This is a genomic window from Rhizobium sp. CB3090 (assembly GCF_029714285.1).
Lineage (GTDB): Bacteria > Pseudomonadota > Alphaproteobacteria > Rhizobiales > Rhizobiaceae > Rhizobium.
This window is the reverse complement of sequence record NZ_CP121663.1, coordinates 917089-942342: the sequence shown is the minus strand read 5'-3', so window position 1 is coordinate 942342 and position 25254 is coordinate 917089. Positions and strand designations below refer to the sequence as shown.

Here is a 25254-nt window from a genome sequence, read left to right as displayed (position 1 = left end):
CGCGGCCTGTCGGAAACGGCAACCGAACGCGTCAGCTATCTGCGCGCCGGCCATAGTCTCAAATCCTGGCTGCTGACGACAGACCATAAGCGCATCGCGATCCTCTATGTGCTGTCGATCACCTTCTTCTTTTTCGTCGGGGCGATTGCCGCGGCGCTGATCCGCCTCGATCTGCTGACGCCCGCGGGCGATCTATTGACCAACGACGGCTATAACCGTGCTTTCACCATCCATGGAGTCGTCATGGTTTGGTTCTTCCTGATCCCGTCGATCCCCAATACGTTCGGCAATTTTCTCCTTCCGCTGATGATCGGTGCCAGGGATCTCGCCTTCCCAAAACTCAATCTCCTGAGCTGGTACATCTACATGATTGCCGGTCTCTTCACCGTCTTCGTGCTGATCGCCGGCGGTGTCGATACCGGTTGGACCTTCTATACGCCGCTGTCGACCATGTATGCCAACGGCAATGTCATCCTCGCGGCAAGCGCTGTCTTCATCGTCGGCTTTTCCTCGATCCTCACCGGGCTGAATTTCATCGTGACCGTGCACAAGCTGCGTTGCCCCGGCATGACCTGGGGCCGGTTGCCACTCTTCGTCTGGTCGATCTACGCCACCTCATTGGTCCTGGTGCTGGCGACGCCGGTCCTTTCCATTACGCTCGTGCTGATCTCGCTGGAGCGGCTTTTCGGCCTCGGCATCTTCAATCCGGCACTTGGCGGCGATCCGCTGCTCTACCAGCACCTCTTCTGGTTCTACAGCCATCCGGCGGTCTACATCATGGTGCTGCCCGCGCTCGGGGTCATCAGCGAACTGGTGGCGGCCGGAGCACGCAAGCCGATCTTCGGCTATCAGTTCGTCGCGGCCTCATCGGTCGCGATTGCCGCTCTCGGTTTCTTCGTGTGGGGACATCATATGTTCGTCTCTGGGCAATCGGCCTATGCGAGCGCTGCCTTTTCGTTCCTGAGTATCGCGGTGGCAATTCCCTCCGGCATCAAGGTCTATAACTGGACTGCCACGCTGTTTAAGGGCCATATTTCGCTGGATCCGCCCTTTCTCTTTGCCATGGCCTTCATCGGTCTCTTCGTGTTCGGCGGCTTGACCGGCCTGATGCTGGCGATGCTGGCCATCGACGTCCATGTGCATGATACCTATTTTGTCATCGCGCATTTCCACTACATCATGGTCGGCGGTACGGTGTCGGCCTTCTTCGGCGCTCTGCATTACTGGTGGCCGAAGATCGTCGGACGGATGTATTCGATCGTCTGGGGGCGGCTGGCCGCCATTTTCATCTTTCTCGGCTTCAACCTGACCTTTTTCCCGCAGTTTCTGCTTGGCTATCTTGGAATGCCGAGGCGCTACCATGTCTATCCGCCGGAATTTCAGGTGCTGAACGTCTTCTCCTCCGTCGGGGCTACATTGCTCGGCGCCGCCTACCTCATGCCCTTCATCTATTTCATTCATTCGCTGCGTTACGGAGCGCCCGCCGGCGACAATCCATGGGGCGCGACCGGGCTCGAATGGACGACACCGTCACCGCCGCCAAAACATAATTTCGACAGCGTACCGCTCGTCGATAGGCCGCCTTACGACTATGAGGTGGAGATGGAGGGTGACAATGCCTGAGACCTTGCCCGTCACCGAGCCCTACCGAGATGCCCGCCAGCAGCACGAAGCGGCGATGATGGGCATGTATATCTTTCTCGGTAGCGAGATCATGCTGTTCGGCGGTATTTTCTCCGTTGCCGCCGCGCTTCGATTGGCGCATTCGCCGGAGATCATCCAGGCGTCGCATGCGTTGCATTTCGGCATTGGGGGCATGAATACGGCAGTGCTGTTGACGTCGAGCTTGTTTGTGGCGCTCGGTGTCGAAGCGGGCAGGGGCGGCAAAGCGAATGCGGCTGCCGGTTGGGTCACCGCCGCTGCTGTCCTCGGCCTCTGCTTCCTCGCCGTCAAGGCCTACGAATATCGACTGGAGTTCAGCGAGGGGCTGCTGCCCGTGCCGGGCGTGCAATCGCGCTACGTCACCGGCGTCCAGCATCTTTTCATGGATCTCTATCTGGTTGCCACCGCTCTGCACGCCTTGCACCTGACGATCGGCGTCGTGCTTTTAGCGACGCTGGCAGTTCAAACGGCACGCGGAGCGATACCGGTGCCGGAGCGAGCCATCGTCCTGATCACTGCCGGACTCTACTGGCACCTGGTCGATGTCGTCTGGGTCTTCCTTTACCCGGTCTTCTATCTGGCGAGGTGAGTGGAATGTTGCGCCTTGCTAATCCGCTCGTTCTGATTTGGATGATCCTTGTGCTTCTGCTGGGGACGACCATCGGCGCCAGTCTTGTGCTGAGCGGCGCGATCGGCCTTTCAGTGAGCCTGTCGATAGCCTTGGTCAAATCCGCCCTGATCTACTGGCGCTATATGCATCTGAACGAGGAGACGGCGCTGTCTCGGATGGCGGCACTCGCCGCGGCCGTCTGGCTGTTGATCTTGCTGGTGTTTCTCTGCGTCGACTATCTTACGCGCTCCTTTGCATGACCGCGGCGCTGTCCTCCGCAGCATTCAAGTAATCGGAGCTGTGGGGTATGCGGTTGCTTATAGCTCGATGAGTGCGATTCCAAGATCTTTGTGATGCCGGCGGTGCATGTATGCGGGCGTCTCGATGATCGTGACTTCCAATGTCGGATGGACGATGCCATCAATGAAGTGCCCGCCGCGCGTGGAGCCGTCCTTCAAACCCAGAACGGCGTGAAGGTGCAGGCTCGCCTTGCCGTCGTCGCCGGTCGCTATATCGCCAAGAAGGCTCAGGACCTCGCATTGCTCTTCGACCGGAATACTGCGGTACCTGCGAGTGGCGAAATCGAACCAGCCGACGGTCGCCTTTTCGAACGCACCGATGGCGGTGACCGATGCAGCTGTCATCTCATAGGTCGTGGCGAAGTTGCTGAGGGTGGAGAACGCTTCTTCCTTCGCATCGAGCACGACGACATAGGTGCGCTGACCGCTTATCTCGTTTATCTGTTTGAAATTCATGGCAATAACCTCGTTAACCACGTGCGGGTTGTCCGTTCGAGGCGGAGACGCCTCCGTCCACTGGGATATTGGCTCCGGTTATGAAGCTGGCATCGTCGCTCGCCAGAAAGGCGATGACGGCTGCTACCTCTTCTGGCTCGCAGACGCGGCCAAGCGGAATGCGCTCCTTGAACTTGGCGATCAGTGCTTCGTCCCCGAGCATCTCCTCGGTCATCCCGGTGCGTGTCAGGCTCGGACAGACGGAATTGACGCGAATCCCCTTTTTTCCGAGATCGAGCGCCAAAGCCCGGGTCAGATTGACGACAGCGCCCTTGGCGGCGTTATACGGGCTCATGCCCCAGTCGCCGCCGGTGCCGGAAACGGAAGCGGTGTTGATGATGACGCCCTTGGTCTTTTCGAGGTGCGGAATGGCTGCGCGGCATCCGAAGAAGACGCCGCCGGCATCCGTGTCCATGACCTTGTGCCAGCGTTCATCGGAGATTTCGGTCGGTTCGCCGGCCTCGTGCACGCCGGCATTGTTGACGATGACGTCGAGCTTGCCGAACTTGGCGATCACCATCGAAACCATCGCGTTGACGGCAGAGGATTGGGAGACATCGACCACCTGCACCATGGTACGCTCGGCCGGAAGCTCCGCCGCGACCTTGTTGACGTTTTCGGCATGATAGTCGACGAGAACGACATTCGCGCCTTCCTCGGAAAATCTGCGCGCCGTCGCCTCTCCCATGCCTGATCCCGCACCCGTGACGATGACAACCTTCTCGTGGAAACGATGCATTGAGATGTCCTTTCGAATGAGCGGACGAATGGCCGCACAGGCCTGCAACCCGGTTTTAAAACTGCAGCGGGACGGGAAAGGTTCCTGGAAAACGGTAGTGTCATTTTCGTTTGTCCCATGCTGATTTTGCCCTTTTCGGGAACCAAGCGGGAGGCGGGTGGTTGAGAAAGAGAGTTCACCGATAGCAAGGAGGACGCCGTGGTCACGCATCCCACGCCGTCATTGCCGTCACAAAAGCCGCTGCCCGGCCATACCGCGGCCATCCAGCCGGTGCCGGATCATGGCGAAAAGTCCTGCCGGGGATCGGGCCGGCTTACCGGCGAGAAGTCCGTCGCCGTGACGGCAGGCAAACCGATCCTGTAGGGACCGGTCCGCGGCGTAGTGAGGAGGTACAAATGGAGACCTATCGACAATATCGCAAGGATGCCGCTCCGCCCGGCTCGGTCGTCATCAAGTTCTATCATTCCGGTGGCCAGATAAGAGGATTTATCTGGAGGGTCGCGCGGCCCGGCGAGGACGATGCCATATTTCCCGGCGAGGAAATGGAACCGGACGATGCCTTTCGGATCGCTCGAAACAAGATGGTGGGTGACGAAACCTTGCCCATCTATGTGGAGTTGTCCGAGGGGGTTCGCTGGAACCCGGCATGGGGCAGGCTTCAATAATGCTGCGTAGAATGAGGATATAGCCTCAGAAAAACTAGACCAGGAGGCCGTTATGAGCAGGACCATTGATCTATCCGACTTTTCCGACGAGGAACTGACCTCGCTGATCGACGATGCAACTGCTTTGCGAAAGGCCAGACGCGAGAGCCGCGATCGTGAGCGTGCAATGGGCGCGGATGGTTCGAAGGGACAGGATGTAAGGGATCCCGACCACGGCGCCATTACTACGCCGACGCCGCGTGAGGTTAAGGAAGAAGGTCCGGCTCATGGGGCGCCGGGTAAAGCCCCTAGCGCCTGACGGCCCGTTTTCCAGTCAGGATATGACTCTAAGCCAACAAGCGCCAACGACGGCGCTGTTGATGCGCGGTGACCCCGGGGTTCATCCACGACCGAACCATAAAGGCTTCACAACCACGGTGCCTGGTTTCGTATCTCGGCTATTTCACGATTTCGATAATCTTATGCGTGTGAGGGTTTACGATAACCCGCTTCTTGTTGATGATCGTATATGCGTAGTCGTTATTGCTGGGAATAGTGTGTACTTCAACTGAACTCGGCAATTCGGCGCCGACTACAACATCGCCGTCATAGGTTGCCGATGGAACTTCTTGTTCGGTCACATACGTCCTTACGTCTCCGGGGACAGCCACGGTGTCGGAACTATCCGGTGTTACGACAACGCTGCTTTGAGCAAAAGCTGTCCCGGATGCGAAGAGTGCCGCACTCACGGCAACGAGAATCCTTTTCATCACAACCTCCGTTGGTTCAATGGTGTTCCTAACTGTCATCGGATGCGAAGGTTCCTGAGTAGCCGGATCGGGCGCGCTGTGGCGCATGGGGACTATTGCAAAATTGGTTGGATATGATTCCCTGTTGTTGAACGGGGACGATTAGCATGGCGATGAAACGGACTGGTCAGTTCAGTTTTGCGGATGCGTTGATGCCGGCGAGTGGTGGCAATCAGCGTCTGGATCGGTTATCGGGACTTGTAAAATGGTACCGGTTCGAGAAGGTGCTGCAGCGGCTGCGCAATGACGTGGCTGCGGGCCGCCCGGCCTATCCGCCGCTGATCATGTTCAAGGCGCTGCTTTTGCAGTCGCTGTACGGCCTATCGGACATGGAGCTGGAGGAAGCACTGTACGATCGGCTGTCGTTCCGCCGCTTTGTTGGCCTAAGCTTGGGAGAAGCTGTTCCCGATCACACGACTTTGTGCCGGTTCCGCAACCATCTGATCGAGGCGCGACTTCTGGAGGTGCTGTTTGCGGAACTCGACAGTCAATTGGACAAAGCCGGGTTGATTCTGCGGCGTGGCACGATGCTGGATGCGACCATCATCGAGACGGGAGCCGCTCGGCCGCCGAGGGAGCGCCTGCCCGGACAGCAGGTTGGCGAACCAGCAGGAGATGACGATGACGTGGACACGGCGCCGCTGGTGAAGCTGAGCGACCCGGATGCCCGTTTCACACGGCGCAAGGGCCGGCAGGGCTCGTCTTACGGCTACAAGGCCCATGTCGGTGTCGATGAGGGCTCGGGCCTGATCCGCCGGCTGATCACCACCCCGGCCAATGTCAACGACACGGTCTGCGCCGATGATCTGATCTGCGGTGACGAACAGGCGGTATTGGCCGATAGCGCTTATCATACCCATGCCCGCGAGAAGAAGCTGAAGGCCAGAGGCATCAAGGCGCGGCTGATGCGCCGGCCCAACAAACATCACCGCACACTGCCGCCGAAGCTGCAACGCTTGAATGATCTGATCGCCCGCCGGCGCGCTGCCGTCGAGACGACTTTTGCCACATGGAAGCGCCGCATGGGTCTTTCGGTCATTCGTTATCGGGGACTAATCAAGGCGCAAGCCCAGGTGCTGATGACGGCAATCGCCTTCAACATGCGTCGCTGGGTGACGCTCAGCGCCTGAGCCAGGGCTCGGACTCCGTCCGCCGCCCACTCAAACCCAAAACAGCCACCCAAAATCAGCCCGCTAACCAACATAGCGGACCCCAAAACACGACCCTATCCCTCAAGCCGTGTCCTTTCACTCTATTATGCAACGGTCCCGCATGGGTAGAGGCCAAGCCGAAAGGATTGGCTCGAACCGCCTGCACGACTGCTTCCATCACCAATCAGGATGCAGGCGCTCATATTCTGGGGATCAAAGCGGGAAGCAGGCCCTGTCGGGCCGAAGGATGGCAATTTCAGATAATTACTCGATCGTTCCGATCTGAAGAATCCTATTGGAACTATTTGGCTTTTTACAGCTTCTTTCAGCACGCCAGCGCCGGCAGTTGAAAAGTCCGACACTATGTTTTCTGCGCTTGGCTGAAGAAGCGGGAGCATGTCTGTGACTGAGACCACGGAGCGACAAGGGTCAAAGGCGGGGAATGGAGCCTTTCGCCGGTTCCTGAGAATTTTAGGCCCGGGCTTTATCACCGGTGCTTCGGACGATGATCCCTCCGGAATAGGAACATACAGTCAGGCGGGGGCTCAACTTGGGTATGGCATCGGATGGACAATGCTGCTGACATATCCGCTGATGTCGGCAATTCAGGAGATTTGCGCGCGGATCGGGCGCACGACCGGGCATGGCATCGCGGGAAATGTGTGCCGGCACTACCCCGCCTGGCTGCTCTATTTCATTGTGGGACTGCTTTTCATAGCAAACACGATCAATATCGGAGCTGACCTCAGCGCGATGGCTGATGCATTGAAACTTCTTGTTGGTGGACCTGAGACGCTTTATGTCGTCGGCTTCGGAAGCGCTTGTGCCATAGCCAGCGTTTTTGTCGAGTACGATCGTTACGCCGCGGTGCTTAAATGGATGACGCTCAGCCTCTTTGCTTATGTTGCTGCCGTGTTTGCGGTCAACATATCATGGGGCGCGGCCATGGCAGGCCTTGTCCTGCCCAAGATCATCTGGAATGCTGAATTCTTCACGACCATCGTCGCGATTTTGGGTACTACGATTTCTCCCTATTTGTTCTTCTGGCAGGCTTCCCAGGAAGTCGAGGAGGAGCAAGTCGATCGTCACAAACATCCGCTGGTCGAAGCGCCGAGAGAAGCACCGGCCGAGCTCACGCGCATCCACGCCGACACTTTGATCGGCATGGGATTTTCAAACATCATAGCTCTCGCGATTATCGCGACGACTGCGGCAACACTCCATGCGGCCGGCGTTACGGCGATCTCATCTTCGGCGCAGGCAGCCGAGGCATTGCGACCCATCGCGGGCGATGTCGCGTTCATCGTGTTCGCCGTCGGCATATTGGGCACCGGGTTGCTTGCAGTTCCGGTCCTTGCCGGCGCAGCCGCCTACTCCATTGGCGAGGCTTTCAAATGGCCGGTCGGCCTCTCAAGGAAACCGAAGCATGCAAAAGCATTTTATGCGACTTTGATCACGGCCTGCATTCTCGGAATGGGCATATTGTTTACACCGGTCAATCCCATTTCCGCTCTTTATTGGAGCGCAGTAATCAACGGGATCGTAGCCGTACCCGTCATGACCATCATGATGCTCATGACTGCGAAAAAGCAGATTATGGGAAAGTTTACGGTTACCGGCTGGCTGCGCTGGCTCGGGTGGGCGTCGACGGCAGTCGTGGCCGCATCCGTTGTTGGAATGGTCGTGACATGGTTCCTTTAAGTCGGTTTTGAATGATGCGGTCGGAAAGTCAAGCCAGAGCCAATTTTGAACTTTTTCCGGCAGTGGCGGGATTTGCCAATCCAAGCTTTGCGGCAAGCGCTTGCGCATCCGCAGGGCTCGCACTTTCGCGTCGTTGTCGAAATAAACATAGACATCGCGACCGTCGCGGGGCTGCTTCAGCGGCTTAAGCACGCGGTTGGCATTTTCCGGCTCGCGACCGTGCGCCCCAGTCATCGATCCTGTCCGCCCAGATATCCAGTGCCTTGTCGTCTAACCACTGACATAGAGTTCTTCAGAGCCATGGAGGCGGCAATGGACAAAGTCGGCCGTCACATCCATCAGCAGTGGCCACTCGACCGTGTCGGCGCAGACAAGCGCGATGCCATGCTCGCGAAGCAGGTCGATGAAATCCGCGCCGACGAAACTAACCACCAGATCAAACATCCTTCGGCGGAACCTTGGCAAAATCCAGGCGTTTGCGTTTCGGTAGGGCGAAAGCGACAAGGACCTGTCGGAGCACGATCGGCTGTCGGAAACAGAAAGGAGCAAACGGTTCTGCCATGTCGCTGAAAGCCGAAGATGTGCGGTTGGAAGGTATTGCGGCAAGGACGGCCTTCCTCATCAACGGCAGTGCTTATTTCTCGCGGTTGGCGCACATTTTACGTCATGCGCGAAAGCGGGTCTGGATCATCGGATGGGACTTCAATCCCGATATCTGCCTGCAGCCTGAAAATTCCAAGGAAACGCTGGGTGATCTCCTGCATGCTCTTGCGGATGCCAATCCCGATCTTGAAATCCGAATTTTGATCTGGGCCTTGGGACCGCTTTATTCCGAAAAATCCTTGAAAGTGTTGCGCAAGAAAAGTTTCCCCAAGAACAATCGCATCGACCTGCGCTTTGCCATCCAGCCCGCCATACGCGGATGTCACCATCAGAAACTTGTCTGCGTCGACGATTCCGTCGCCTTCATCGGTGGGATCGATCTGATGTCACGGCGCTGGGACACCTGCGGCCACGGGGTTCGCGACAAGCTGAAGTGCGATTCCCAAGGTGTATTCTACGAGCCGCTTCACGACCTCCAAGCCATGGTTACGGGGGATGCGGCAAGGCTCATCGCCTCTGTGGCGAGGCGACGATGGATGGATGCCACCGGCGAGGAATACAGGGCCCTGCCGGCGCAGGCGGCTGTTGGCTGGCCCGACGATCTCATGGCATCGCTGGAGAATGTGCCGGTCAGACTTGCGACAACCGAACCGGCGACCTTCTTCAGGAGGGGGCTCCGCCAGGGAATTGCCGTGACAAAGGAGGTGATCGCCAAGGCGAGGCGTCACCTTTATATCGAAACGCAATATCTTGCCTCGTTCAATGTCGCGGAGGCCATTGCAGCTCGCCTGCAGGAAGGCAGCGGGCCGGAGGTCGTCATCGTCTGCACGCGCAAGTCCCATGGCTTGATCGAGAACTTTGTCATGGGAAGGAATCGCGACAGGATCATACGGCGTCTCACGAATGCGGATCGTCATGGCCGGCTGCGCGTCTTCTACCCGGTGGTTCCCGACGGTGAAAAGCAGGTCGAACTGCTCGTTCACTCGAAACTTCTGATCGCCGACGACGATGTGCTCCGCATTGGTTCCTCCAATCTCAACCATCGATCCGAGGGGCTCGACACCGAATGCGATATTCTCTTTCAGGCACTTAAGCCCACTCACCGTTTGGCAATCGATGAGCTGCGCAACACGCTCGTGGCGGAATACCTCGGCTGCGCTGCCGGCGCAGTTCGAAATGTCTTTCAACGGACCGGATCGTTGATCGAGGCGATCACAGAGCTGAATGTCGGGCCTCGGTGCCTCAAGCCATTTGCAACGACCTGTGAGAAGACGACGCCGATTGCGGGAACTGCGCTGTTCGATCCCGTGCATCCGTTAGGGCGACTGGGATCTTATCACCTTGTCGGTCACCTTCGCCGCATCCTTCGTTCGAGCTGAGCGATGCCGAAAACCAGTTCGCAGGCCATGCCCTACGGAAGATCGATCAGAATTCTGACCTATAACGTACACAGTTGTATTGGTACGGACCGCAAGATCGACCCTGCGCGCATCGCCGCCGTTATCGCGGGGGCGCAGGCGGATATCGTGGCGCTGCAGGAGATCGATGTTCGCCGCCACAGAACCGGCGGTGTCGATCAGGCGAGAATGATCGCCTCTTTGTTGAAGATGGAGGCGCATTTCAATCCGGCTTTGACGATAGCCGACGAGCAATATGGAGACGCGCTCATAACGGATTTGCCGACAAGGGCGATCAAGGCCGGGCCTTTGCCTTCGCTGGGCGAACCGCGTGGGGCGCTTTCCGTCGAAGTCATGGTTGGAAACAGGCAGTTGCACCTCGTCAACACCCATCTCGGCCTTCGGGGCCGTGATCGCATGCAGCAAATGACGGCGCTTCTCGGGCCAACATGGCTGCCGGGTAGCGGCAAGGATCTGGTTTCAACCATTCTCTGCGGGGATTTCAATGCCGTTCCCGTCTCAGCGGCCTATCGGCTCGCCACCCGCACATTGAAGGATGTCCAGCTTTTCGGCAATCAGCCGGCGAGGCCGACCTTTCCCTCGCGTTATCCGCTGATGCGGCTGGATCATATTTTCGTCAGCGCCGATCTGGCCGTTCTCGGTACGACCGTGCCTCGAAATCGTCTGACGAGCCTGGCTTCCGACCATCTCCCGTTGATTGCGGAAATCGGCCTTGGCAAGTGATGCCATGAGCCTGAATCCATGTCCCGACCTATGCCGTTTACCGGCCGGTCTGGCATCGGTGCGGCCTGCCGGATTGACGTGATCGTCGGCGTCTAGGTCGCTGACGCTCTATCGCCACGCGCTTTCGTTCTTCTTCTCATAGTCGCTGAAGGCTTTTCTCAGTCCTCCGAGCACTTCCGCGGCGGTCTCGAACATCGCCTTGAGCTGCGGTTCATCGACTTTTTCAATGTCCGCGCGCAAGTGGTCCATCGTTTCCTTCAGTCGCGCCTGCATCTTTTGCGTGTGATGGCGCGGGTCGCCGTCTGCCTTCGTGGTCATGACGTGTCTCCTTCGTGAAATGGCATGCGATTCGGCCGTCCGCTTCGCTTGCACTCAGAGAGTCTCTCCCGGTCGCGCCGAGTCTTTCCCCGTCGCGCTATGCGCTACGCGCCATTCGACCGTCGGCATATGCTGAGGCTAACCCGTGTCGAGTGACAAATGTTCCGGCAGCCCATCGACGCTTACGAAAGGTCGGCTGCCGGCGGCGACCGGCTAATAATATCGAGGCCATGCCGATACTTGCCAGTATCGCCGCCGATCTGCTGCTGCTGCCATAAGTTGTCCTCAAGATCGGCCTTCTTTACCGGCCTTGCGATGGCATTTGCGATCGCACGGCGGACAAAGGCATTCTCATCCTCGTCAGTCCGTTTGGTGAGGGCATCGACGGCTGCGAGCACTGAAAGGGAGAAACCTTCCTGCCGAAGGCGATCGATGCTCCAGCCTGGACCCTTTTCCACGACATCATGCAGATATGCCACGATCTTCTCGTCCTCACCCGAAACCGCCAGCGCCACGCGACGACAATGCTCGACATAAGGATTGCCGAGTTTATCGGTCTGGCCCGCATGCGCTCTGATCGCGATTTCCATAGCGTGGTCCGGGTCGGTCGATAACATCGTGATACCTCATCGGTCGCCGCAATGCTCTCAAAATTGAGCATCGTGATTCACGTTTCGAATAATCAAACTGAACGGTGGAGAGCGCTGGAAGTTCCCCCTGCGGCTGGTGAGATTTCTGACGTCAAGCAGGAACAAGCCGAGGATCGAACTCGTTTAAAAAATGCCTCGCAGGTGGAGGCCTCGAGAGAGGGGCGGAACAATCGTGTGAGTTAGTGAAAGAGAATATCGTGACGGGTATTTCGCGACACTATCGATTGCAGGCCGAAATAGAGGAGCTTATGCCGACGCTTCGATCATTGCGGAGGCGATCTGCAGCCAGAAGGAATAAACGCCATTTTAGGAAGGAGACGCGACGAGCCTCAGAGGATTGAATTATCTGAGCCAGGAGCCCAAGGAAATTACGCATCTGCTACTCATGCGGCGGAAGCTGCTGGATTTGAGCCATAACTGAGTTCATGATGCATGGAAATCTCCTTGAGGAGGCGACCATGCGCAGACGCGAGGAACTTGCAATGGCAGTCGGCCATGTTCGCGATGGTGAAAAACGCGTTCTGAGGCAAGAGGCGCTGATCAGCAGGCTGGAGGCCGGCGGTCACTCGAGTGAGCAGGCTTTAGAATTGTTGGACACCTTCAACATCACCTTGGATCTGATGAGAGGCCACCTGCGTATCATTGAGGGCGAAATCGACGCGGAACGGCACCTTCGAAAGCTGGCGCGTCAGGCCTAGATCAGGGCCGCCGTTAAAGCAATCTAGGACGTCCATGTCTCATGAGTAAACAACCATCGGAGCAACCAGTCGTTTTGGTCGTGGAGGACGAGTATTTGCTTGCCTTCGATCTTGCAGATTCACTTGGCGACCACGACCTTATTGTTCTTGGGCCGGCGCCTACCATTCCTCAAGCTTTGTCTCTTATCGCTGCGACCGATAAGATCGACTGCGCCATTCTCGACGTCAGAATCAAGGGCGAAATGGTCTTTCCCGTGGCTGAGGTGCTTTCAAAGCGAGGCATACCGTTCGTATTTACCACCGGATATGAAAAATCCGTTTTTGGCGACCGGTTCACTGATATCGAGATTTATTCAAAGCCGCTCGATATCGAACGCGTTGTGGCGGAAATCGCCACCTTGGCTCATAACCATTGTGTCAAGCGCGCGAATGGGTAGCGGCCAGCTCTTCACGGTCTCTCCCTCTTCTGTTAATCCATTTTCAGACGGAAACTGCTTCGCCTAGCCTGAGAATGCGGACAAGATGCTCGTTAAGAATCCCGTGACCGCGGGCCAAAAAGAGCTCGCGCAATGTGCTCTATCTCGATCGGCTTTTCGCAAAGCACAAAGCCGGTGAAGCGCGCGGGAATGATCGACGGATCATAACCCGTCGCAAAGACATAAGGAATATTGAGTTCATCCAGTCTCTCGGCCACGGGAAACACCATTTCGCCGCCGAGGTGGATATCGAGGATCGCTGCATCGACACCTTTGTCCTCGATCAGTTCGAGAGCTTGGTCGACCCTTGCCGTCGGTCCGACGACGATAGCCCCGAGCTTCACCAACTGACGGCGTGCCTCGTTTGCGAGAAGATACTCGTCTTCGACGATCAAAACCCGTCGGCCGGAAAAGAAGCGGCTGTAATTCATCTCAGCAGACCGAACGTTTTTGAACTGCGGGGGGAGGGCAAAGATCCTCTGACATGGTCTCTGCCGCGGATTGATATTTCAATGGCTTGCCTCATGCAGTTTGATGCTCTCTGAAAGAGGAAGTTCGATGGTACAGATCAATCCTTCCGGCGTGAATTCAAGCCGTCCGCTGCCACCGAACTGATACGGCACGACATTCTCGATCAGCTCGGACCCAAATCCGCGTCGGGCCGGCCTCTTCGGCAACCCCGTCAACCCTGTCTCTTGCCAGACCAGCTTTAAAGAACGTTCTTTACCCTCACCATGATTATGGAAGGATATGTGCAACTCTCCACCGTCTCGCGACAATGCGCCGTATTTCACGGCATTGCTGGTCAGTTCATGAATCGCGAGGCTCATGTTCTCCGCGACTTTCCCGAACAGGGCCGCATTCGGACCCGTTATCGTCACCAGGTTTTCGTCCCTGCCGGTCTGCGCGGATATTTCGCTTTCGATCAGCTCTCTCAGGTCCATGGCGGCATCCGGCGCGCTCGTCAGCAAGGTTTGCGGTCTTGCCATTGCATTGATGCGGCCTTCCAGATGGTGGGCGTACTCCGCCACCGTTTCGCTCGTCTCTGCCGTATGGGCGGCAATCGAGCGGACGATCGCGAGCGTATTGCGTACGCGGTGCTGAAGTTCATGCAGCAAGATTTGCTGATGCTCCTGAAGAAGCTGCATTTCATGCACGTCGGTCGCGGTCCCGAACCACTCGGCCACCTTGCCGGCATCGTTCTTCACCGGCCGGGCGCGAAGATGCACGGTCCTGTAGGCATTCGTTTCGGCATTGAAGAGGCGATGCTCCAATTCGAGCATTCCGGTGCTTTCGGCTTCCTTCAAGGCTTCCACGACCTTCTTGCGATCATCGGGATGAATGGGTTCAAGCCAGCCTCTGCCGAGCGATGCAATCTCGGTCTGACCGGTATAAGCCGTCCATTGCGGACTGCACCAGGTCCAATTGCCTTCCGCTGCTGCGCGCCAGACAAGCTGCGGAATGCCTTCGACGACGGAACGCAGAAGCGCCTCGCGATCACGTAGACGCTCCTCTGCTCTTACGAGCGCCGTCACGTCCAGGAAGGTCAAGACGGCGCCTTCGATCACATTGTCGACGCTGCGATAGGGGAGCACGCGGATGAGATATTGTGAGCCGGTTTGCGGGTTTTTCGTCTCGCGCTCGATGCTGCTCAGCGTTCGGATAACACGCCGCGCATCCTGCTCCAGATCGTCATAGGCAATTCTAGCAGCGATGTGATGGATCGGTCTGCCGAGATCCGTATCGATCAGATGGAATATGTCGGTGATCGCGGGGGTGAAACTTTTGATGCGCAGGTCATTGTCCAGAAAGACCGCGGCAATCTGCGTGCTGTCGAGCAGGTTTCTAAGATCGGAATTCGCGCGCGCCAGCTCTTCCACACGATGAGCTAGTTCGCCATTGACCGTCTGAAGCTCTTCGTTGAGCGACTGGAGCTCCTCCTTGGACGTCTCCAGTTCCTCGTTCGACGATTGAAGTTCTTCGTTGACGGATTGGTATTCCTCGTTCGAGGCTTTCAACTCTTCGTTGGTGCTTTCCAGCTCTTCGACTGTCGCCTGCAGCCGGTCGCGCGCTTGACGAAGCTCGTCCTCCAGACGCCGAACATGTTCTTCCTGACCGGCGGATGGAATGACACTGCCGGCTTCATCTTCGCCGACCACCTGACCGTCCTGGAGGATCACCATGAAACGCGGCGGCTGCCCCGGCGCGGGGTCGATTGGTTCGATCGACATGGTCACCACTAAAGCGCTGCCGTTCTGGCCCACTTTCAAGCCGCCGACCTTGACGTTCGCCTTGTCGGTCTCCGCCTTATGGAGTGCTGCGCGCAGATCTATGCGCAGATCGCGATGAATCAGATTGAAAACATTGAGGCTGGCATGGCCCGAAGGCGGATCGATGAACTTGCCGGTGCGTCCGGAAAAATGCAGCACGTCATGATTTTCGTCGACGATCATATAAGCTGGCGCATACCGCTCCATGATCCGCTCGGCCTGCTTGGTAAGCGCGGACACATTGTTGACAGCGGTGCGTACTCCATTCGGCATGCCGGGGGGCACGTTGCGCTCCGTTGCCGCCGACAACGGAAAATCCGGCAGCAGACGGGTCATGGTTTCGATTTGACGGAATATTCGGAAGCGACGATCCACCGGCGTAAAGAGCTTGCCATGGCGGCTGACATTCTCGGAATTTCCAAGGAACAGGTAACCACCCGGCCGCAGGGCGAAATGGAAGAGCGGAATGACCCTGTTCTGAAGTTCCGCGCCCAGATAAATCAGAAGGTTGCGGCACGACACCAGGTCGAGCCTTGAGAAAGGAGCATCCTTGATGAGATTGTGCTGCGAAAACAGGCAAATTTCCCGCAGTTCCTTGACCACGGAATAAGTTTCGCCCTCCTTGACGAACCAGCGTGCCAACCGTTCGGGTGTAACGTCCTTGATGGCGGAGGCGGCGTACCGTCCGACACGTGCCTGCGCCAGCGCGCGATTGTCGATATCGGTCGCGAATATCTGGATATGCGGCACAATGTCGAGCCGTGCCATCTGTTCACGCAACAGAATGGCAATCGAATAGGCTTCTTCACCCGTGGCACAGCCAAGTACCCATACACGGATGTGATCGCTCGCTCCCTTGCCTTCAAAGAGTTTGGGAATGACCTCCCGTTCGAGATATTCGAACTCTTTCGTATCCCGGAAGAAATGCGTCACGCCGATCAGCAGGTCGTTGAACAGGCTGTTTGCTTCCTCGGGTTCGGAACGCAGATATTCGAGATAATTTTCGATGGTATCGGTCTGCGTCACCTGGATGCGGCGCTGCACGCGCCTTAGGAACGTATTGGGCTTGTAGCCGTGAAAATCATGACCTGTCCGGTTGCGAAGCACGGCGGCGATGCGTGTCAATTGCGGGCTGACCTGGACGACCAGTTCGTCGAAATCCTGCGCCAACGTCTGGCGTTGCAGGCTGCGGATCTGAGTCTTTACGCGATTTGCCAGCTCCTCAGCGGACAAAACCAGATCCGCCACCGCAGCCGCGCTCTTCGGCTGTGAGGAAGGGTGGGAAATATCGACGGATTCCTGGCCGCTTTCAGCAAGCGCCAATCCGCCCTGCTCCTTGACGGCAATAATACCGAGAGTTCCGTCCGTTCCGCAGCCGCTCATGATAAGCCCGATGGCCCGCTTTTGCTCCTGTTCGGCTAGGGAGACCAGGAAGCTGTCCATGGTCCCGCGTTCACCGGATGCGTCGGGGGCATGATGTATCAGCAGCCGATCATTTTTCAGGCTGGCCGCCATACCGGCCGGGACAATGTAGACGCGCTCGGATTCTATCGTTTCTCCATTCGACGCCGATCGCACGGTACGGCCGCTGACGGCCGCCATACGAGCCTGGAATGCATCCTGATCGAAAGCGTCGCGGTATTGCATGACGACGACAAATGCGGCTCCCGGAGAAGAGTGCATGTGCTCGAAGAAAACTTCGAGGCTGCCGGTCTCCATTGAGGAAGCTCCGATCCCCACGATGACCGGCGACCGCAAGGGGGCACTTTCGTGGATATCAACTCCGGCATTCGTTGAAAGCTCGTCGCTTTTTTTTACCCGAGATTTCTTCGTCACGTCTGGCGTTCCATGCTATCGGGCCGCCGCGACGGCCCATTACGATTTCGGCTTCGTTCCCGCGTGCATTTCCAGGTCAATGACATCAGACCCGCTCTCGTGAGGAGCCTTATCTTCCATGCCCTGAAGTATGGCCTTGCGCAAGACATCTACGTGCTTTCGGTATTCCCTGGCCCGCTCTTCATGCATTTCCGCCATGCCCAAACGGTGGGCCTGTTTCGCCTCCTTCGCCATGCGGCTGACCAGAGAGGCGCGTTCCTCGAGGATTCGCAGTGCCACGCGCATGGCCGTGTCGACGGAATGGCGCTGTTCGGCAATCAATGCCTTGGCGGTATAGGCATGTCCGATCTGGCAGCGAAACCGCAGGGGCTGCGTATCCCGTACCTCCGACAGAACACCGCCGCATTCCGGGCATGTCAAGGGGGAAGGGTCGGCTAGTTCCTTGATTTTAGGGGTGTCCGAGGGGCCGCCTGCTGCGATCTCCACTTCAATCCTGATGCCTGCCGGCAATGGCAGCGCCGGTCCTGGCGGCTCTGATGCAAAGTGAATGATCGCCTGCGCCAATTCTCCGGATGTGGCACTGAGATCGACAGGGGTGGCTTCCAATGCCGACATCGGCATTTCAGGCGTCATCGCATCCGTCGGCGCCTGAACCAGGGCGATACCCCCGGCTTGCTTTATCGTCGCAAGGCCGGATGCGCCATCGTTCATCTTGCCGCTGAGAACGACACCAATCGTTCTGGGGCCACAGGAAAGAGCGGCCGAGCGGAAGAGCGAGTCGATGGAGGGACGAGCGAGATTTTCGCGAGGCCCGTTTCCGAGAGCCAGCTTGTCCTTTATCACCAGCAGATGGTGGTTGGAGGGAGCAAGGTAGATTTGGCCGGGTACGATGGGATCGCCATCTTCGGCATTCTTGACGGGCAAATTGCTGGAAGCGGAAGTCACCAGCCTGAATATCCCGGCGCTGTTTGCGGGGATATGAACAATGATGAGCACTGCCGCCCTAAAATTGCGGGGCAGGGCGGCCAATATGGTTCTCAGAGGGTCCGACGATCCCGCCGATCCGCCAATGACGATGATATCGCGATTAGCCATCACACCTCACATTAGGGGAGGAACCAGCGGCGGCAGTCTTTGTTCCATTAGCCGCAGGCCAATAAAGTAGACGCTGCGGGAGGTCGGAAAGAAGAACTGTCAGTTCATCTTCGCGCATTTTGGCCTCGGATTGCCCATCTCCTTTCGGCCACCAGCGCAATGACGGCAAGAACGGAGATCAATGCGGCGAAGGAGATATGCGCGACAATCGAACTGGTGAGAGTGGAGAGCAATCCAATCCCGATGACGGGAAGGGCATTGCCGGTGTAGACGGCGATCAGGTAGCTTGAAACAACTTCGCTGCGCTGATTTTGCGGTGCGATCGTGTTAATCAAATCGAGACTGCCGCGATACCCCAAAGCTCCTGCAATGCCGCCGAGCGTCGTGGCGAGGAACAGGATCGGCAAGGATTTCATCAACTGTGCCATCACGAGCAGCCAGGTACCGACGGGTAGCAGCGCCAACGCAGTCAACATGGCCGTCCGGCTTGCCAACCCTCCGGTCAGCCCCACCGAGATGACCGCAACGGTGAATAGCTGGAAAACCACAGCGCCGGACACAGCGGGGGAGGTCTGGTGCAGGCTTTCCGACAACAGGCTCGGGATCAAGGCGGCGTAAAAGCCGATCAGTGCAAATATGACGAATCCGGTTACGGCCGGCGATATGAACTTCTGCCTGATCTCCCGCGGCAGCCCAAGTCTCGGCTTCAGCGAGATTTCGCGCAGCCGGCGTTTTGGATTTGCCACGGTTTCCGGCACGAATATGATGACGCCGGCGATCCCGAGCAGGAGAATGAGATATAGGACGTAGGAGAGGCGCAGGGGCCAGGGCGCAAACTCGGCGAGCAGTCCGGAGGCAAGTGGTCCGATGGCAAGGCCGGCAAAATTGGCGGCTGAGGCAATTTTCGCGGTAGGGAGTTTGTTCTTGCCCGCAGATAGCTCAGCGATCCATGCTGTGGCGGCGCCTGCGGCAAGCCCGGTGGCGATTCCGCTGAGGATCCGGGCGGCGAACAGCCATTTGACGCTGCTCGCAAAAGCAAAGAGGATCGTACTTGCTATGCCGAAGGCGATTGCCGGCAGGGTGATTTTCTTGCGGCCGATCTGATCGGACAGGCGACCGAGGATCAGCAGTGCCACCAGGTTTCCCAGAACATAGACCGAATAAATCAAGGTCAGGACAAGGCCGGAAAAAGCGAATGCCGTTCGATAGAAGGGGTAGAGCGGGGTCGGCAAGGTTGCGCCGACGAATATGATGGCGAGCTCTGCTGCGACTGCCCATACTGCGATGAACGGCGTGAACTCTCGATCTCTTACGTGATCCATAAGAGCCATCGGTTGAATCCTTTTGGCTGCTGTCACGAGATGGAAACGCATCAGGCGGCTCGTGAGCGTCGGCGTGCGCTTTTCTCATGCAAAAGCTCGATCAGCGGCGACCATGCGTTCTTCGCGAATGGCCTGCCTCTGAAACGGCGTCGAACGTCTCACGTCGGAAAATGTTCCCGAATTGATGGATTGTTCGACCATTTTCCATCGCTCAAAATAGTCCCGGCTTGCCGATGAAAGCGTGGTCGGCTGGGGAAACCGATCGGCGCCAGACGCCGAAGAATTTTAAGAATCTGCGCGGAACAAGCTGAAGACAGAGCCGTTCCTTACTGGATGCGAAAGCGCTTGAAAAGGTCTGAAGGGCTTCGGGCGTCATCGCGGCAACTCGATCAATAAAAGATTGTTGGATTGATCCGACCGGCATCCGCGAGGAGGCTGAGCCGGTAGCTACGACGTTTGCATTAGCGGGGCGATGCAAACATCGCGTCAATGACGCGGCTAAAAGGAGAGCGTTGTGTTCGACATGTCCCGATCCGCCGACTTAGAGGCAGAAATCGTAAATCTCATCCCGGCTCTTCGCGCCTTCGCCAGGACCTTCCATAGGAACTCCGCCGATGCTGATGATTTGGTTCAGGAAACCTTGGCCAAGGCGCTCGCCAATCTTGGACAGTTCGATCGAGGTACGCGGCTGAAATCCTGGTTGTTCACCATTATGCGTAACACGTTCTGCACGAAGTTCCGCATAGCCAAGCGCGAGTCGCCGGGCAGCAAGAAGTGCGTCTCTGGCTTTGGCGTGGAAGCGCCGTCGCAGGAATGGACGATCCGTGCGAAGGAACTGGAGCGGGCCTGCAACATGCTGCCGGAGCCATATCGGGCGGTGTTGGAATATGTGGTCATCGAGGGCCGCTCATATGACGATGCGGCAGAAAAATTCGGTTGCGCGATCGGCACGGTGAAGAGCCGCATCAACCGGGCCCGCCAACAGCTCGCCGCGCAGCTCGATGAGGACTTCGGCTGACATCGTCAAACCATCGCAGCTCCATTTTCCGGACCGACCTGACGCGAAGTCGCCCGTTGGTTCTTTGCGGTAGAGAAGGATCTTCGTCATGCCTACGCAGCCGAGAAACGAACCAACGAAAGCATCCGGCAAACCCGCAGCAGGTGGGTGGGGTTCCGCAAAGTCGGTGAGCAGTATTCTCCTTCGGGAGCATATTCCGATCGCAGGCCCATCTCTCTTGGCCCATCAAAACAAGCCGGACGGGTACATGTGCGTCAGTTGCGCGTGGGGCAAGCCTGCGAAGCCTCATCCATTGGAGTTCTGCGAAAACGGTGCCAAGGCCACCAGTTGGGAGGTCACCAACCGACGGGCGGATCGTGCCTTCTTCGCGGCACATACGCTCGCCGAGCTTGAAACCTGGCCCGACCATAATCTCGAAGAACAGGGGCGTCTGACGCATCCCATGCGTTGGGATGCCGAAAAGGACAAATACGTACCTATCACTTGGCATGTGGCTTTTGAGGAGATCGGCCGCGAATTGAGGGCGCTATCTCCCGAGCAGGTCGATTTTTATACGTCCGGCCGCGCATCGCTCGAAACTGCCTATATGTATCAATTGTTCGCACGCATATACGGCAGTAACCATCTGCCGGATTCGTCAAACATGTGCCACGAAAGCACATCCGTCGCACTACCGGAAAGCATCGGCGCTTCGATCGGCACGGCCATTCTGTCCGATTTCCAAAATTGCGACTGCATCTTCTATCTTGCGCAGAACGTTGGTACGTCCTCGCCGAGAATGCTTCACGACCTGCAGGACGCGGTCAACCGGGGCGTCAAGATCGTCACCTTCAACCCGCTTCACGAGCCGGGGCTGCAGCGCTTCGTCAATCCTCAGATGCCCGGTCAGATGCTCACCGGCAAGGAAACGCCGATCTCGTCGGAATATTATCAGGTCAGGAACGGCGGCGATATCGCGGCACTATTCGGCGTGTGCAAGGCGCTGATCGAGGCTGACGATGCGCTCAAGGCGTCCGGGACCAGCAAGGTTGCGGGAACCGATGCGATACCGGACGATGTCTCCGATGCCGGAACGGTGGCCTTTGCCGCAGCGATGGCCGCCGCCGACAAAAAGCATGTCCTCGATCACGATTTCATTCGCCAACATACCGCGGGTTTCGAGGAGTTCGCTGCTGCCGCCCGGAACTACGATTGGGCCGAGCTGGAGCGGGTCTCGGGCCTGACCCGGGCTCAGATGCAGCAGGCTGCTTCGACATACGCCAACTCGAATGCGGTTCTGATCGTCTACGGCATGGGCCTTACGCAACATGTTATGGGCGTTCAGAATGTGCACATGGTCGTCAATCTAGCGCTTCTCCGCGGCAACATCGGCAAGCCGGGAGCCAATATCTGCGCGGTACGCGGCCACTCGAATGTTCAGGGCCAACGCACGGTCGGAATCACCGAAAAGCCGGGTCTCGTGCCGCTGGACAAGCTGGCCGCGCTTTATCAGTTCGAGCCGCCGGAATGGACCGGCCATACCACGGTCGAGACATGCAAAGCGATCCTTGAGGGCGAGACGCGGGCGTTCGTCGGTCTCGGCGGAAATTTTCTGCGGGCTATTCCTGAAACCGTCGCGATGGAGAATGCATGGCGGAAGCTGCGCCTGACCGTACAGATCGCCACCAAGCTCAATCGTAGCCATGTCATTCATGGCGAAATCGCCTATCTCCTGCCATGTCTCGGCCGGATCGAGATCGATGAACAGGCGAGCGGTCCGCAGGCGGTCTCGGTGGAAAGCTCAGTCGCGCATTTTCATGGTTCGCGTGGAAGAGCCCGGCCCGCCAGTCCGGAATTGCTTTCGGAACCGGCGATCGTTGCCGGCATGGCAAAGGCGACGCTGACCAAAGGGGTCGTGCCATGGGATCGCTGGGTTGGTGATTATTCAAAGATCCGCGACGCCATCGAGCAAACATACCCGGAGACATTCAAGGACTTCAATAAGCGCATGTTCCAACCGGGCGGCATAACAAGACCGCTGCCGGCGCGAGAGCGCAAATGGGTCACCCGCAATGGCAAGGCCAATTTCATCACCCCCGACCGCCTGTTTCCGGAGTTTTCGCTCGGCGCACAAAGCGGCGATGTCCTTCATCTCGCCACGTTGCGTTCCAACGACCAGTTCAACACGACGATTTATGGTTTCAGCGACCGCTATCGCGGTGTCGAGGGAACCAGGCGGGTCGTCTTCGTCAATACAGCCGACATTGCGCGTCTTGGTTTCAACAACGGTGATGCCGTTGATCTCGTGACGGCGATCGATCAGGAGAGGGAGCGCCGGGTTTCAGGGTTCACCATTATTGCCTACGACATTCCGGAGGGATGTTGCGGCACTTATTATCCGGAAGCCAATCCGCTGTTTCCGTTGGATCATCATGACGCCAAGTCCAAAACGCCGTCCTATAAGCTGTTGCCGGTGCGCCTTGTCCGCTCCGGCAAAGCGCCTGCTGGTTGAAGCCCGCACAGGCGCATCAAACAGGTCGTGGAGGCAGAAGTGCGGCACATGTGCATCGCAGCAAAAAACTTCAGCCCAAGGGGTTTACAAGCATTCCCTTGAATGGGACTCTGTTCGTCGAGAGTTGTTGAGGCGCGGAGCGTTTGTCTCGCGCGACAACGGTTCGAGTGCCTAAAAGGCAGGCCGCTGGATCGGCGCCAACCAACCAAATCAATCCGAAGCTGAAAATGCGTTTTCGCATCGTCTTCGGCTGTCAATGCAGCGCTCTCGCGCGGGCATTGATACAAATGCAATTGGGCTTTTGTGATGAGATTCATTTCAACGGGTATTTTTCTTGGCGTTCTCGCAGGTGCTGTTCCGCTTTCGCATAAGGCTCACGCCGGCGATCTGGTGATCTGGTCGCCGGTCAAGGTTGCCCCGCGGACCTATCAAACGACGATCGGCTTTCGGCTGCCGATGGCCTGGGAAATGAGCGCGGGTGCCGACATCGGGCTCGGAGGAGCGGCTGGTGGAACGATCCTGACCGGTTCCGAACTCGCCACGCTATGGGGAAGAATGGTGGAGGATCGCCGTAATTTTGCCGGCAATTCGCGCCGGGAAGTGGCGGTGCGGGTGGACGCGCTGAGGGGCAGTGGAATGATGTATCTTGGCCGCTCTCGGAACTGGATATTCTCGAAAGATATCGACATGCAGATGGTGCGGTCGTTGAACGTCAGCTATGCGACGACGCAGACTGCCTCTACCTCCATCACCGCCTCACAGGCGGTAACGATGATCTTTCCGTGGACCGGTACGTCGATCTCGGCGCGCGGAGAGGTGAACGACACTAAGGACGCCTTCTCGAGTAGGTTTGCCTTCAACCAAGCGATCGCGCCCAATCTCAGTCTTACCGCTTCACTTACCGATCCGCTGACGTTGACGCCGGCGGGCAATGTGCGGGTCGATTATCGGATCAAGTGGTAACAGGTGTAGTCTAAGAGAGGCGCGACCCGACTACCTCAGCGGTCGCAGATGGATGGCTTCGACGACTGCTGCTAAACGATCGGCGTTTCGCATTCGATATCGTAGATTTCGCTGGTGGTATTTATGGCTTGCGGTCGTTATCGGATGCCCCGGAAATGAGATCCCGGCCCAGGGCGCTGCCGAGGCCGGGATATCTTTCGCGGACATCTTGGGAAGAATGTGCGTCGGCCTATCAAGCGGTGAGCACAAAGACGATCGTAAACGTGTCGGGATCGACGATTACGATGCGACCGTCGTCAAGGACAAAGTACCGATACGACTTGTATTGCGGCACGATCTTGACGATCCGCGGCGGAAGTACCTCGAGCCTTATAGAATGCGGAATAGTGGCACCCACGGACACCGTCTTGACTTCCGACACATGAACCGGCGTGACGTGAGATTCCTTGATTACCTCACGCACCTGCGTTTGCTGCTCGACGGTGATGTTGGTATTGGAAGTATTGTTCTGGGTGGTATTCGTCTGGGTGTTGGTACTGCCAGTCTTCGACGTGTCAGTGGATTTCGATTGATCCGTCTGCGTCTTGCCGGATGTCGTCGATTGTTGAGTCTCCTGGGTGTTGGGCTTTTGAGTCTCGGTGCTCGTTCCGGATTTCTGGGTTGTATCGGTCTGAGTTTTGCCAGTCGTGTCGGATGATCCGCTGTTTCCAGTGGTTTGCTGCTTGGTCGATGATTTTGATTTGTCCTTCGGCAGTATGGTTTGAGACGAATCGTCGGAAGTGCCAGACGTGCCTTGTGCCGTAGTTCCGCCTTGTGTCTTCGTCTCACCCTGCGTCTTAGTCTCACCCTGAGTTTTCATTTCACCGGAGCCGCTCTTGGACGTGCCGGTTTTCGGTAGGACAGTTGAATCCTGTGAATCCTGTGCAGTCGCAACGGAATGAGCCACTGGGGAGAGGCTAAGGGCAGCGGACGCCAAGAGAATGTAGAACAGATTGCGAGGCATATTGAACTCCTTCCGGTGCACTGATGCCAATCAACGGCAAAAGCGCTGTTGCTTCACGACGGGCCGGCCATGACGATGTGTTTTCACGGCGCACGCCGGCCGCGGCGCCTCAGGGGCGCCGGGTTCTGTGTCCCTATTTATGAAGAATGATCGGAAAGCCCTCAGGCTCTCCAATGGCTCCTTTGTATTTCCTAGTTGTCCGCGAGTAACGGAGCTTTGATAAAACAACTGGGAACCGGGTCTGTTCCTGTTTTGGGGCT

The 25254-nt window shown here is 57.5% G+C and carries 25 protein-coding genes and 1 pseudogene; 15 read left to right on the top strand and 11 right to left on the bottom strand.

Annotated features, from left to right (window positions below; genetic code table 11):
* Nucleotides 1–6 precede the first annotated feature (6 nt).
* Genes ctaD through QA646_RS23035 form a run of 3 tightly spaced genes read left to right on the top strand, consistent with a single transcriptional unit; the run spans nt 7 to nt 2532 of the window.
* On the top strand, nt 7–1623 hold the full coding sequence (ctaD, locus tag QA646_RS23045) for a cytochrome c oxidase subunit I (protein WP_283060543.1): 1617 nt from the start codon (nt 7–9) through the stop codon (nt 1621–1623).
* Nucleotides 1616–2251: a cytochrome c oxidase subunit 3 gene (locus QA646_RS23040; protein WP_283059060.1), complete on the top strand. Its 636-nt coding sequence runs from the start codon at nt 1616–1618 to the stop codon at nt 2249–2251. Before ctaD ends, QA646_RS23040 begins: the two co-directional genes overlap by 8 nt.
* Before the next feature lie 5 nt (nt 2252–2256).
* Nucleotides 2257–2532 (top strand): cytochrome C oxidase subunit IV family protein, encoded by a 276-nt coding sequence (locus QA646_RS23035; protein ID WP_283059059.1) that lies wholly within the window; start codon nt 2257–2259, stop codon nt 2530–2532.
* Nucleotides 2533–2589: 57 nt separating this feature from the next.
* On the opposite strand, the gene QA646_RS23030 is transcribed toward QA646_RS23035, so the two are convergent.
* Both QA646_RS23030 and QA646_RS23025 read right to left on the bottom strand, forming a co-directional pair.
* Nucleotides 2590–3027, bottom strand: a complete 438-nt coding sequence (locus tag QA646_RS23030) for a PPC domain-containing DNA-binding protein (RefSeq protein ID WP_283059058.1) — start codon at nt 3025–3027, stop codon at nt 2590–2592.
* Between the two features lie 13 nt (nt 3028–3040).
* Nucleotides 3041–3805, bottom strand: coding sequence for an SDR family oxidoreductase (locus QA646_RS23025; RefSeq protein WP_283059057.1), 765 nt, complete (start codon nt 3803–3805; stop codon nt 3041–3043).
* A 198-nt stretch (nt 3806–4003) separates the two neighbouring features.
* Between QA646_RS23025 and QA646_RS23020 the strand changes: the two genes are divergently transcribed.
* Genes QA646_RS23020 through QA646_RS23010 form a run of 3 tightly spaced genes read left to right on the top strand, consistent with a single transcriptional unit; the run spans nt 4004 to nt 4768 of the window.
* Nucleotides 4004–4168 carry a hypothetical protein gene (locus QA646_RS23020; protein ID WP_283059056.1) on the top strand — a complete coding sequence of 55 codons (165 nt, stop codon included), beginning with the start codon at nt 4004–4006 and terminating at the stop codon, nt 4166–4168.
* Between the two features lie 32 nt (nt 4169–4200).
* Nucleotides 4201–4470 carry a hypothetical protein gene (locus QA646_RS23015; RefSeq protein ID WP_283059055.1) on the top strand — a complete coding sequence of 90 codons (270 nt, stop codon included), beginning with the start codon at nt 4201–4203 and terminating at the stop codon, nt 4468–4470.
* A 52-nt stretch (nt 4471–4522) separates the two neighbouring features.
* Nucleotides 4523–4768, top strand: a complete 246-nt coding sequence (locus tag QA646_RS23010; protein WP_283059054.1) for a hypothetical protein — start codon at nt 4523–4525, stop codon at nt 4766–4768.
* Between the two features lie 139 nt (nt 4769–4907).
* Here the strand turns inward: QA646_RS23010 and QA646_RS23005 are convergent, their stop codons facing one another.
* Nucleotides 4908–5219, bottom strand: coding sequence for a DUF1236 domain-containing protein (locus tag QA646_RS23005; RefSeq protein ID WP_283059053.1), 312 nt, complete (start codon nt 5217–5219; stop codon nt 4908–4910).
* A 146-nt stretch (nt 5220–5365) separates the two neighbouring features.
* Here QA646_RS23005 and QA646_RS23000 point away from each other — a divergent pair, with 146 nt between their 5' ends.
* Complete coding sequence (locus QA646_RS23000; RefSeq protein WP_283059052.1) at nt 5366–6388, top strand: IS5 family transposase; 1023 nt, start codon at nt 5366–5368, stop codon at nt 6386–6388.
* Between the two features lie 417 nt (nt 6389–6805).
* On the top strand, nt 6806–8110 hold the full coding sequence (locus tag QA646_RS22995; RefSeq protein ID WP_283059051.1) for a divalent metal cation transporter: 1305 nt from the start codon (nt 6806–6808) through the stop codon (nt 8108–8110).
* Nucleotides 8111–8138: 28 nt separating this feature from the next.
* Here the strand turns inward: QA646_RS22995 and QA646_RS22990 are convergent.
* Nucleotides 8139–8518, bottom strand: a pseudogene (locus QA646_RS22990) (DUF72 domain-containing protein); the annotation flags it as partial.
* A 152-nt stretch (nt 8519–8670) separates the two neighbouring features.
* Between QA646_RS22990 and QA646_RS22985 the strand changes: the two are divergent.
* Nucleotides 8671–10092 (top strand): phospholipase D-like domain-containing protein, encoded by a 1422-nt coding sequence (locus tag QA646_RS22985; protein WP_283059050.1) that lies wholly within the window; start codon nt 8671–8673, stop codon nt 10090–10092.
* Between the two features lie 27 nt (nt 10093–10119).
* Nucleotides 10120–10854 (top strand): endonuclease/exonuclease/phosphatase family protein, encoded by a 735-nt coding sequence (locus tag QA646_RS22980; protein ID WP_283060542.1) that lies wholly within the window; start codon nt 10120–10122, stop codon nt 10852–10854.
* Between the two features lie 108 nt (nt 10855–10962).
* Here the strand turns inward: QA646_RS22980 and QA646_RS22975 are convergent, their stop codons facing one another.
* Both QA646_RS22975 and QA646_RS22970 read right to left on the bottom strand, forming a co-directional pair.
* Nucleotides 10963–11172, bottom strand: coding sequence for a hypothetical protein (locus QA646_RS22975; protein ID WP_283059049.1), 210 nt, complete (start codon nt 11170–11172; stop codon nt 10963–10965).
* Nucleotides 11173–11354: 182 nt separating this feature from the next.
* On the bottom strand, nt 11355–11789 hold the full coding sequence (locus QA646_RS22970) for a metal-dependent phosphohydrolase (protein ID WP_283059048.1): 435 nt from the start codon (nt 11787–11789) through the stop codon (nt 11355–11357).
* A 491-nt stretch (nt 11790–12280) separates the two neighbouring features.
* Here QA646_RS22970 and QA646_RS22965 point away from each other — a divergent pair, with 491 nt between their 5' ends.
* Nucleotides 12281–12520 (top strand): hypothetical protein, encoded by a 240-nt coding sequence (locus QA646_RS22965; RefSeq protein ID WP_283059047.1) that lies wholly within the window; start codon nt 12281–12283, stop codon nt 12518–12520.
* Nucleotides 12521–12561: 41 nt separating this feature from the next.
* The gene (locus QA646_RS22960) at nt 12562–12957 is read left to right on the top strand and encodes a response regulator (RefSeq protein WP_283059046.1); all 396 of its coding nucleotides are present in this window, start codon (nt 12562–12564) and stop codon (nt 12955–12957) included.
* Between the two features lie 92 nt (nt 12958–13049).
* On the opposite strand, the gene QA646_RS22955 is transcribed toward QA646_RS22960, so the two are convergent.
* The 4 genes from QA646_RS22955 to QA646_RS22940 all read right to left on the bottom strand — a co-directional run bounded on the left by QA646_RS22955 (nt 13050) and on the right by QA646_RS22940 (nt 19528).
* Nucleotides 13050–13427 carry a response regulator gene (locus tag QA646_RS22955; protein WP_283059045.1) on the bottom strand — a complete coding sequence of 126 codons (378 nt, stop codon included), beginning with the start codon at nt 13425–13427 and terminating at the stop codon, nt 13050–13052.
* Nucleotides 13428–13505: 78 nt separating this feature from the next.
* Nucleotides 13506–17024, bottom strand: coding sequence for a CheR family methyltransferase (locus QA646_RS22950; RefSeq protein WP_283060541.1), 3519 nt, complete (start codon nt 17022–17024; stop codon nt 13506–13508).
* Nucleotides 17025–17141: 117 nt separating this feature from the next.
* Complete coding sequence (locus tag QA646_RS22945; RefSeq protein ID WP_283059044.1) at nt 17142–18197, bottom strand: chemotaxis protein CheB; 1056 nt, start codon at nt 18195–18197, stop codon at nt 17142–17144.
* A 104-nt stretch (nt 18198–18301) separates the two neighbouring features.
* The gene (locus tag QA646_RS22940) at nt 18302–19528 is read right to left on the bottom strand and encodes an MFS transporter (RefSeq protein ID WP_283059043.1); all 1227 of its coding nucleotides are present in this window, start codon (nt 19526–19528) and stop codon (nt 18302–18304) included.
* Between the two features lie 514 nt (nt 19529–20042).
* On the opposite strand from QA646_RS22940, the gene QA646_RS22935 reads away from it, so the two are divergent.
* The 3 genes from QA646_RS22935 to QA646_RS22925 all read left to right on the top strand — a co-directional run bounded on the left by QA646_RS22935 (nt 20043) and on the right by QA646_RS22925 (nt 23991).
* Complete coding sequence (locus QA646_RS22935; RefSeq protein WP_283060540.1) at nt 20043–20537, top strand: sigma-70 family RNA polymerase sigma factor; 495 nt, start codon at nt 20043–20045, stop codon at nt 20535–20537.
* Between the two features lie 88 nt (nt 20538–20625).
* Entirely contained in the window at nt 20626–23028 is a 2403-nt protein-coding gene (locus QA646_RS22930) for an FdhF/YdeP family oxidoreductase (RefSeq protein ID WP_283059042.1), read from the top strand.
* Nucleotides 23029–23334: 306 nt separating this feature from the next.
* A complete protein-coding gene (locus QA646_RS22925; RefSeq protein ID WP_283059041.1) occupies nt 23335–23991 on the top strand; it encodes a hypothetical protein in 657 nt (218 codons plus the stop codon).
* A gap of 232 nt (nt 23992–24223) precedes the next feature.
* Here the strand turns inward: QA646_RS22925 and QA646_RS22920 are convergent, their stop codons facing one another.
* Nucleotides 24224–24994, bottom strand: coding sequence for a DUF1236 domain-containing protein (locus QA646_RS22920; RefSeq protein WP_283059040.1), 771 nt, complete (start codon nt 24992–24994; stop codon nt 24224–24226).
* Nucleotides 24995–25254: the final 260 nt, after the last annotated feature.

Excerpts from the sequence above, each read along its gene's own strand:
- QA646_RS22995 (WP_283059051.1), top strand. The coding sequence starts at position 6,806 with ATGTCTGTGACTGAGACCACGGAGCGACAAGGGTCAAAGGCGGGGAAT.
- QA646_RS22970 (WP_283059048.1), bottom strand. The coding sequence starts at position 11,789 with ATGTTATCGACCGACCCGGACCACGCTATGGAAATCGCGATCAGAGCG.
- QA646_RS23005 (WP_283059053.1), bottom strand. The coding sequence starts at position 5,219 with ATGAAAAGGATTCTCGTTGCCGTGAGTGCGGCACTCTTCGCATCCGGG.
- QA646_RS23000 (WP_283059052.1), top strand. The coding sequence starts at position 5,366 with ATGGCGATGAAACGGACTGGTCAGTTCAGTTTTGCGGATGCGTTGATG.
- QA646_RS22930 (WP_283059042.1), top strand. The coding sequence starts at position 20,626 with ATGCCTACGCAGCCGAGAAACGAACCAACGAAAGCATCCGGCAAACCC.
- QA646_RS22980 (WP_283060542.1), top strand. The coding sequence starts at position 10,120 with ATGCCCTACGGAAGATCGATCAGAATTCTGACCTATAACGTACACAGT.
- QA646_RS22960 (WP_283059046.1), top strand. The coding sequence starts at position 12,562 with ATGAGTAAACAACCATCGGAGCAACCAGTCGTTTTGGTCGTGGAGGAC.
- QA646_RS22965 (WP_283059047.1), top strand. The coding sequence starts at position 12,281 with ATGCGCAGACGCGAGGAACTTGCAATGGCAGTCGGCCATGTTCGCGAT.
- QA646_RS23015 (WP_283059055.1), top strand. The coding sequence starts at position 4,201 with ATGGAGACCTATCGACAATATCGCAAGGATGCCGCTCCGCCCGGCTCG.
- QA646_RS22935 (WP_283060540.1), top strand. The coding sequence starts at position 20,043 with ATGTCCCGATCCGCCGACTTAGAGGCAGAAATCGTAAATCTCATCCCG.
- QA646_RS22920 (WP_283059040.1), bottom strand. The coding sequence starts at position 24,994 with ATGCCTCGCAATCTGTTCTACATTCTCTTGGCGTCCGCTGCCCTTAGC.
- QA646_RS23010 (WP_283059054.1), top strand. The coding sequence starts at position 4,523 with ATGAGCAGGACCATTGATCTATCCGACTTTTCCGACGAGGAACTGACC.
- QA646_RS22975 (WP_283059049.1), bottom strand. The coding sequence starts at position 11,172 with ATGACCACGAAGGCAGACGGCGACCCGCGCCATCACACGCAAAAGATG.
- QA646_RS22985 (WP_283059050.1), top strand. The coding sequence starts at position 8,671 with ATGTCGCTGAAAGCCGAAGATGTGCGGTTGGAAGGTATTGCGGCAAGG.
- QA646_RS22955 (WP_283059045.1), bottom strand. The coding sequence starts at position 13,427 with ATGAATTACAGCCGCTTCTTTTCCGGCCGACGGGTTTTGATCGTCGAA.
- QA646_RS22945 (WP_283059044.1), bottom strand. The coding sequence starts at position 18,197 with ATGGCTAATCGCGATATCATCGTCATTGGCGGATCGGCGGGATCGTCG.
- QA646_RS23040 (WP_283059060.1), top strand. The coding sequence starts at position 1,616 with ATGCCTGAGACCTTGCCCGTCACCGAGCCCTACCGAGATGCCCGCCAG.
- QA646_RS23025 (WP_283059057.1), bottom strand. The coding sequence starts at position 3,805 with ATGCATCGTTTCCACGAGAAGGTTGTCATCGTCACGGGTGCGGGATCA.
- QA646_RS23030 (WP_283059058.1), bottom strand. The coding sequence starts at position 3,027 with ATGAATTTCAAACAGATAAACGAGATAAGCGGTCAGCGCACCTATGTC.
- QA646_RS23035 (WP_283059059.1), top strand. The coding sequence starts at position 2,257 with ATGTTGCGCCTTGCTAATCCGCTCGTTCTGATTTGGATGATCCTTGTG.
- QA646_RS22940 (WP_283059043.1), bottom strand. The coding sequence starts at position 19,528 with ATGGCTCTTATGGATCACGTAAGAGATCGAGAGTTCACGCCGTTCATC.
- QA646_RS22925 (WP_283059041.1), top strand. The coding sequence starts at position 23,335 with ATGAGATTCATTTCAACGGGTATTTTTCTTGGCGTTCTCGCAGGTGCT.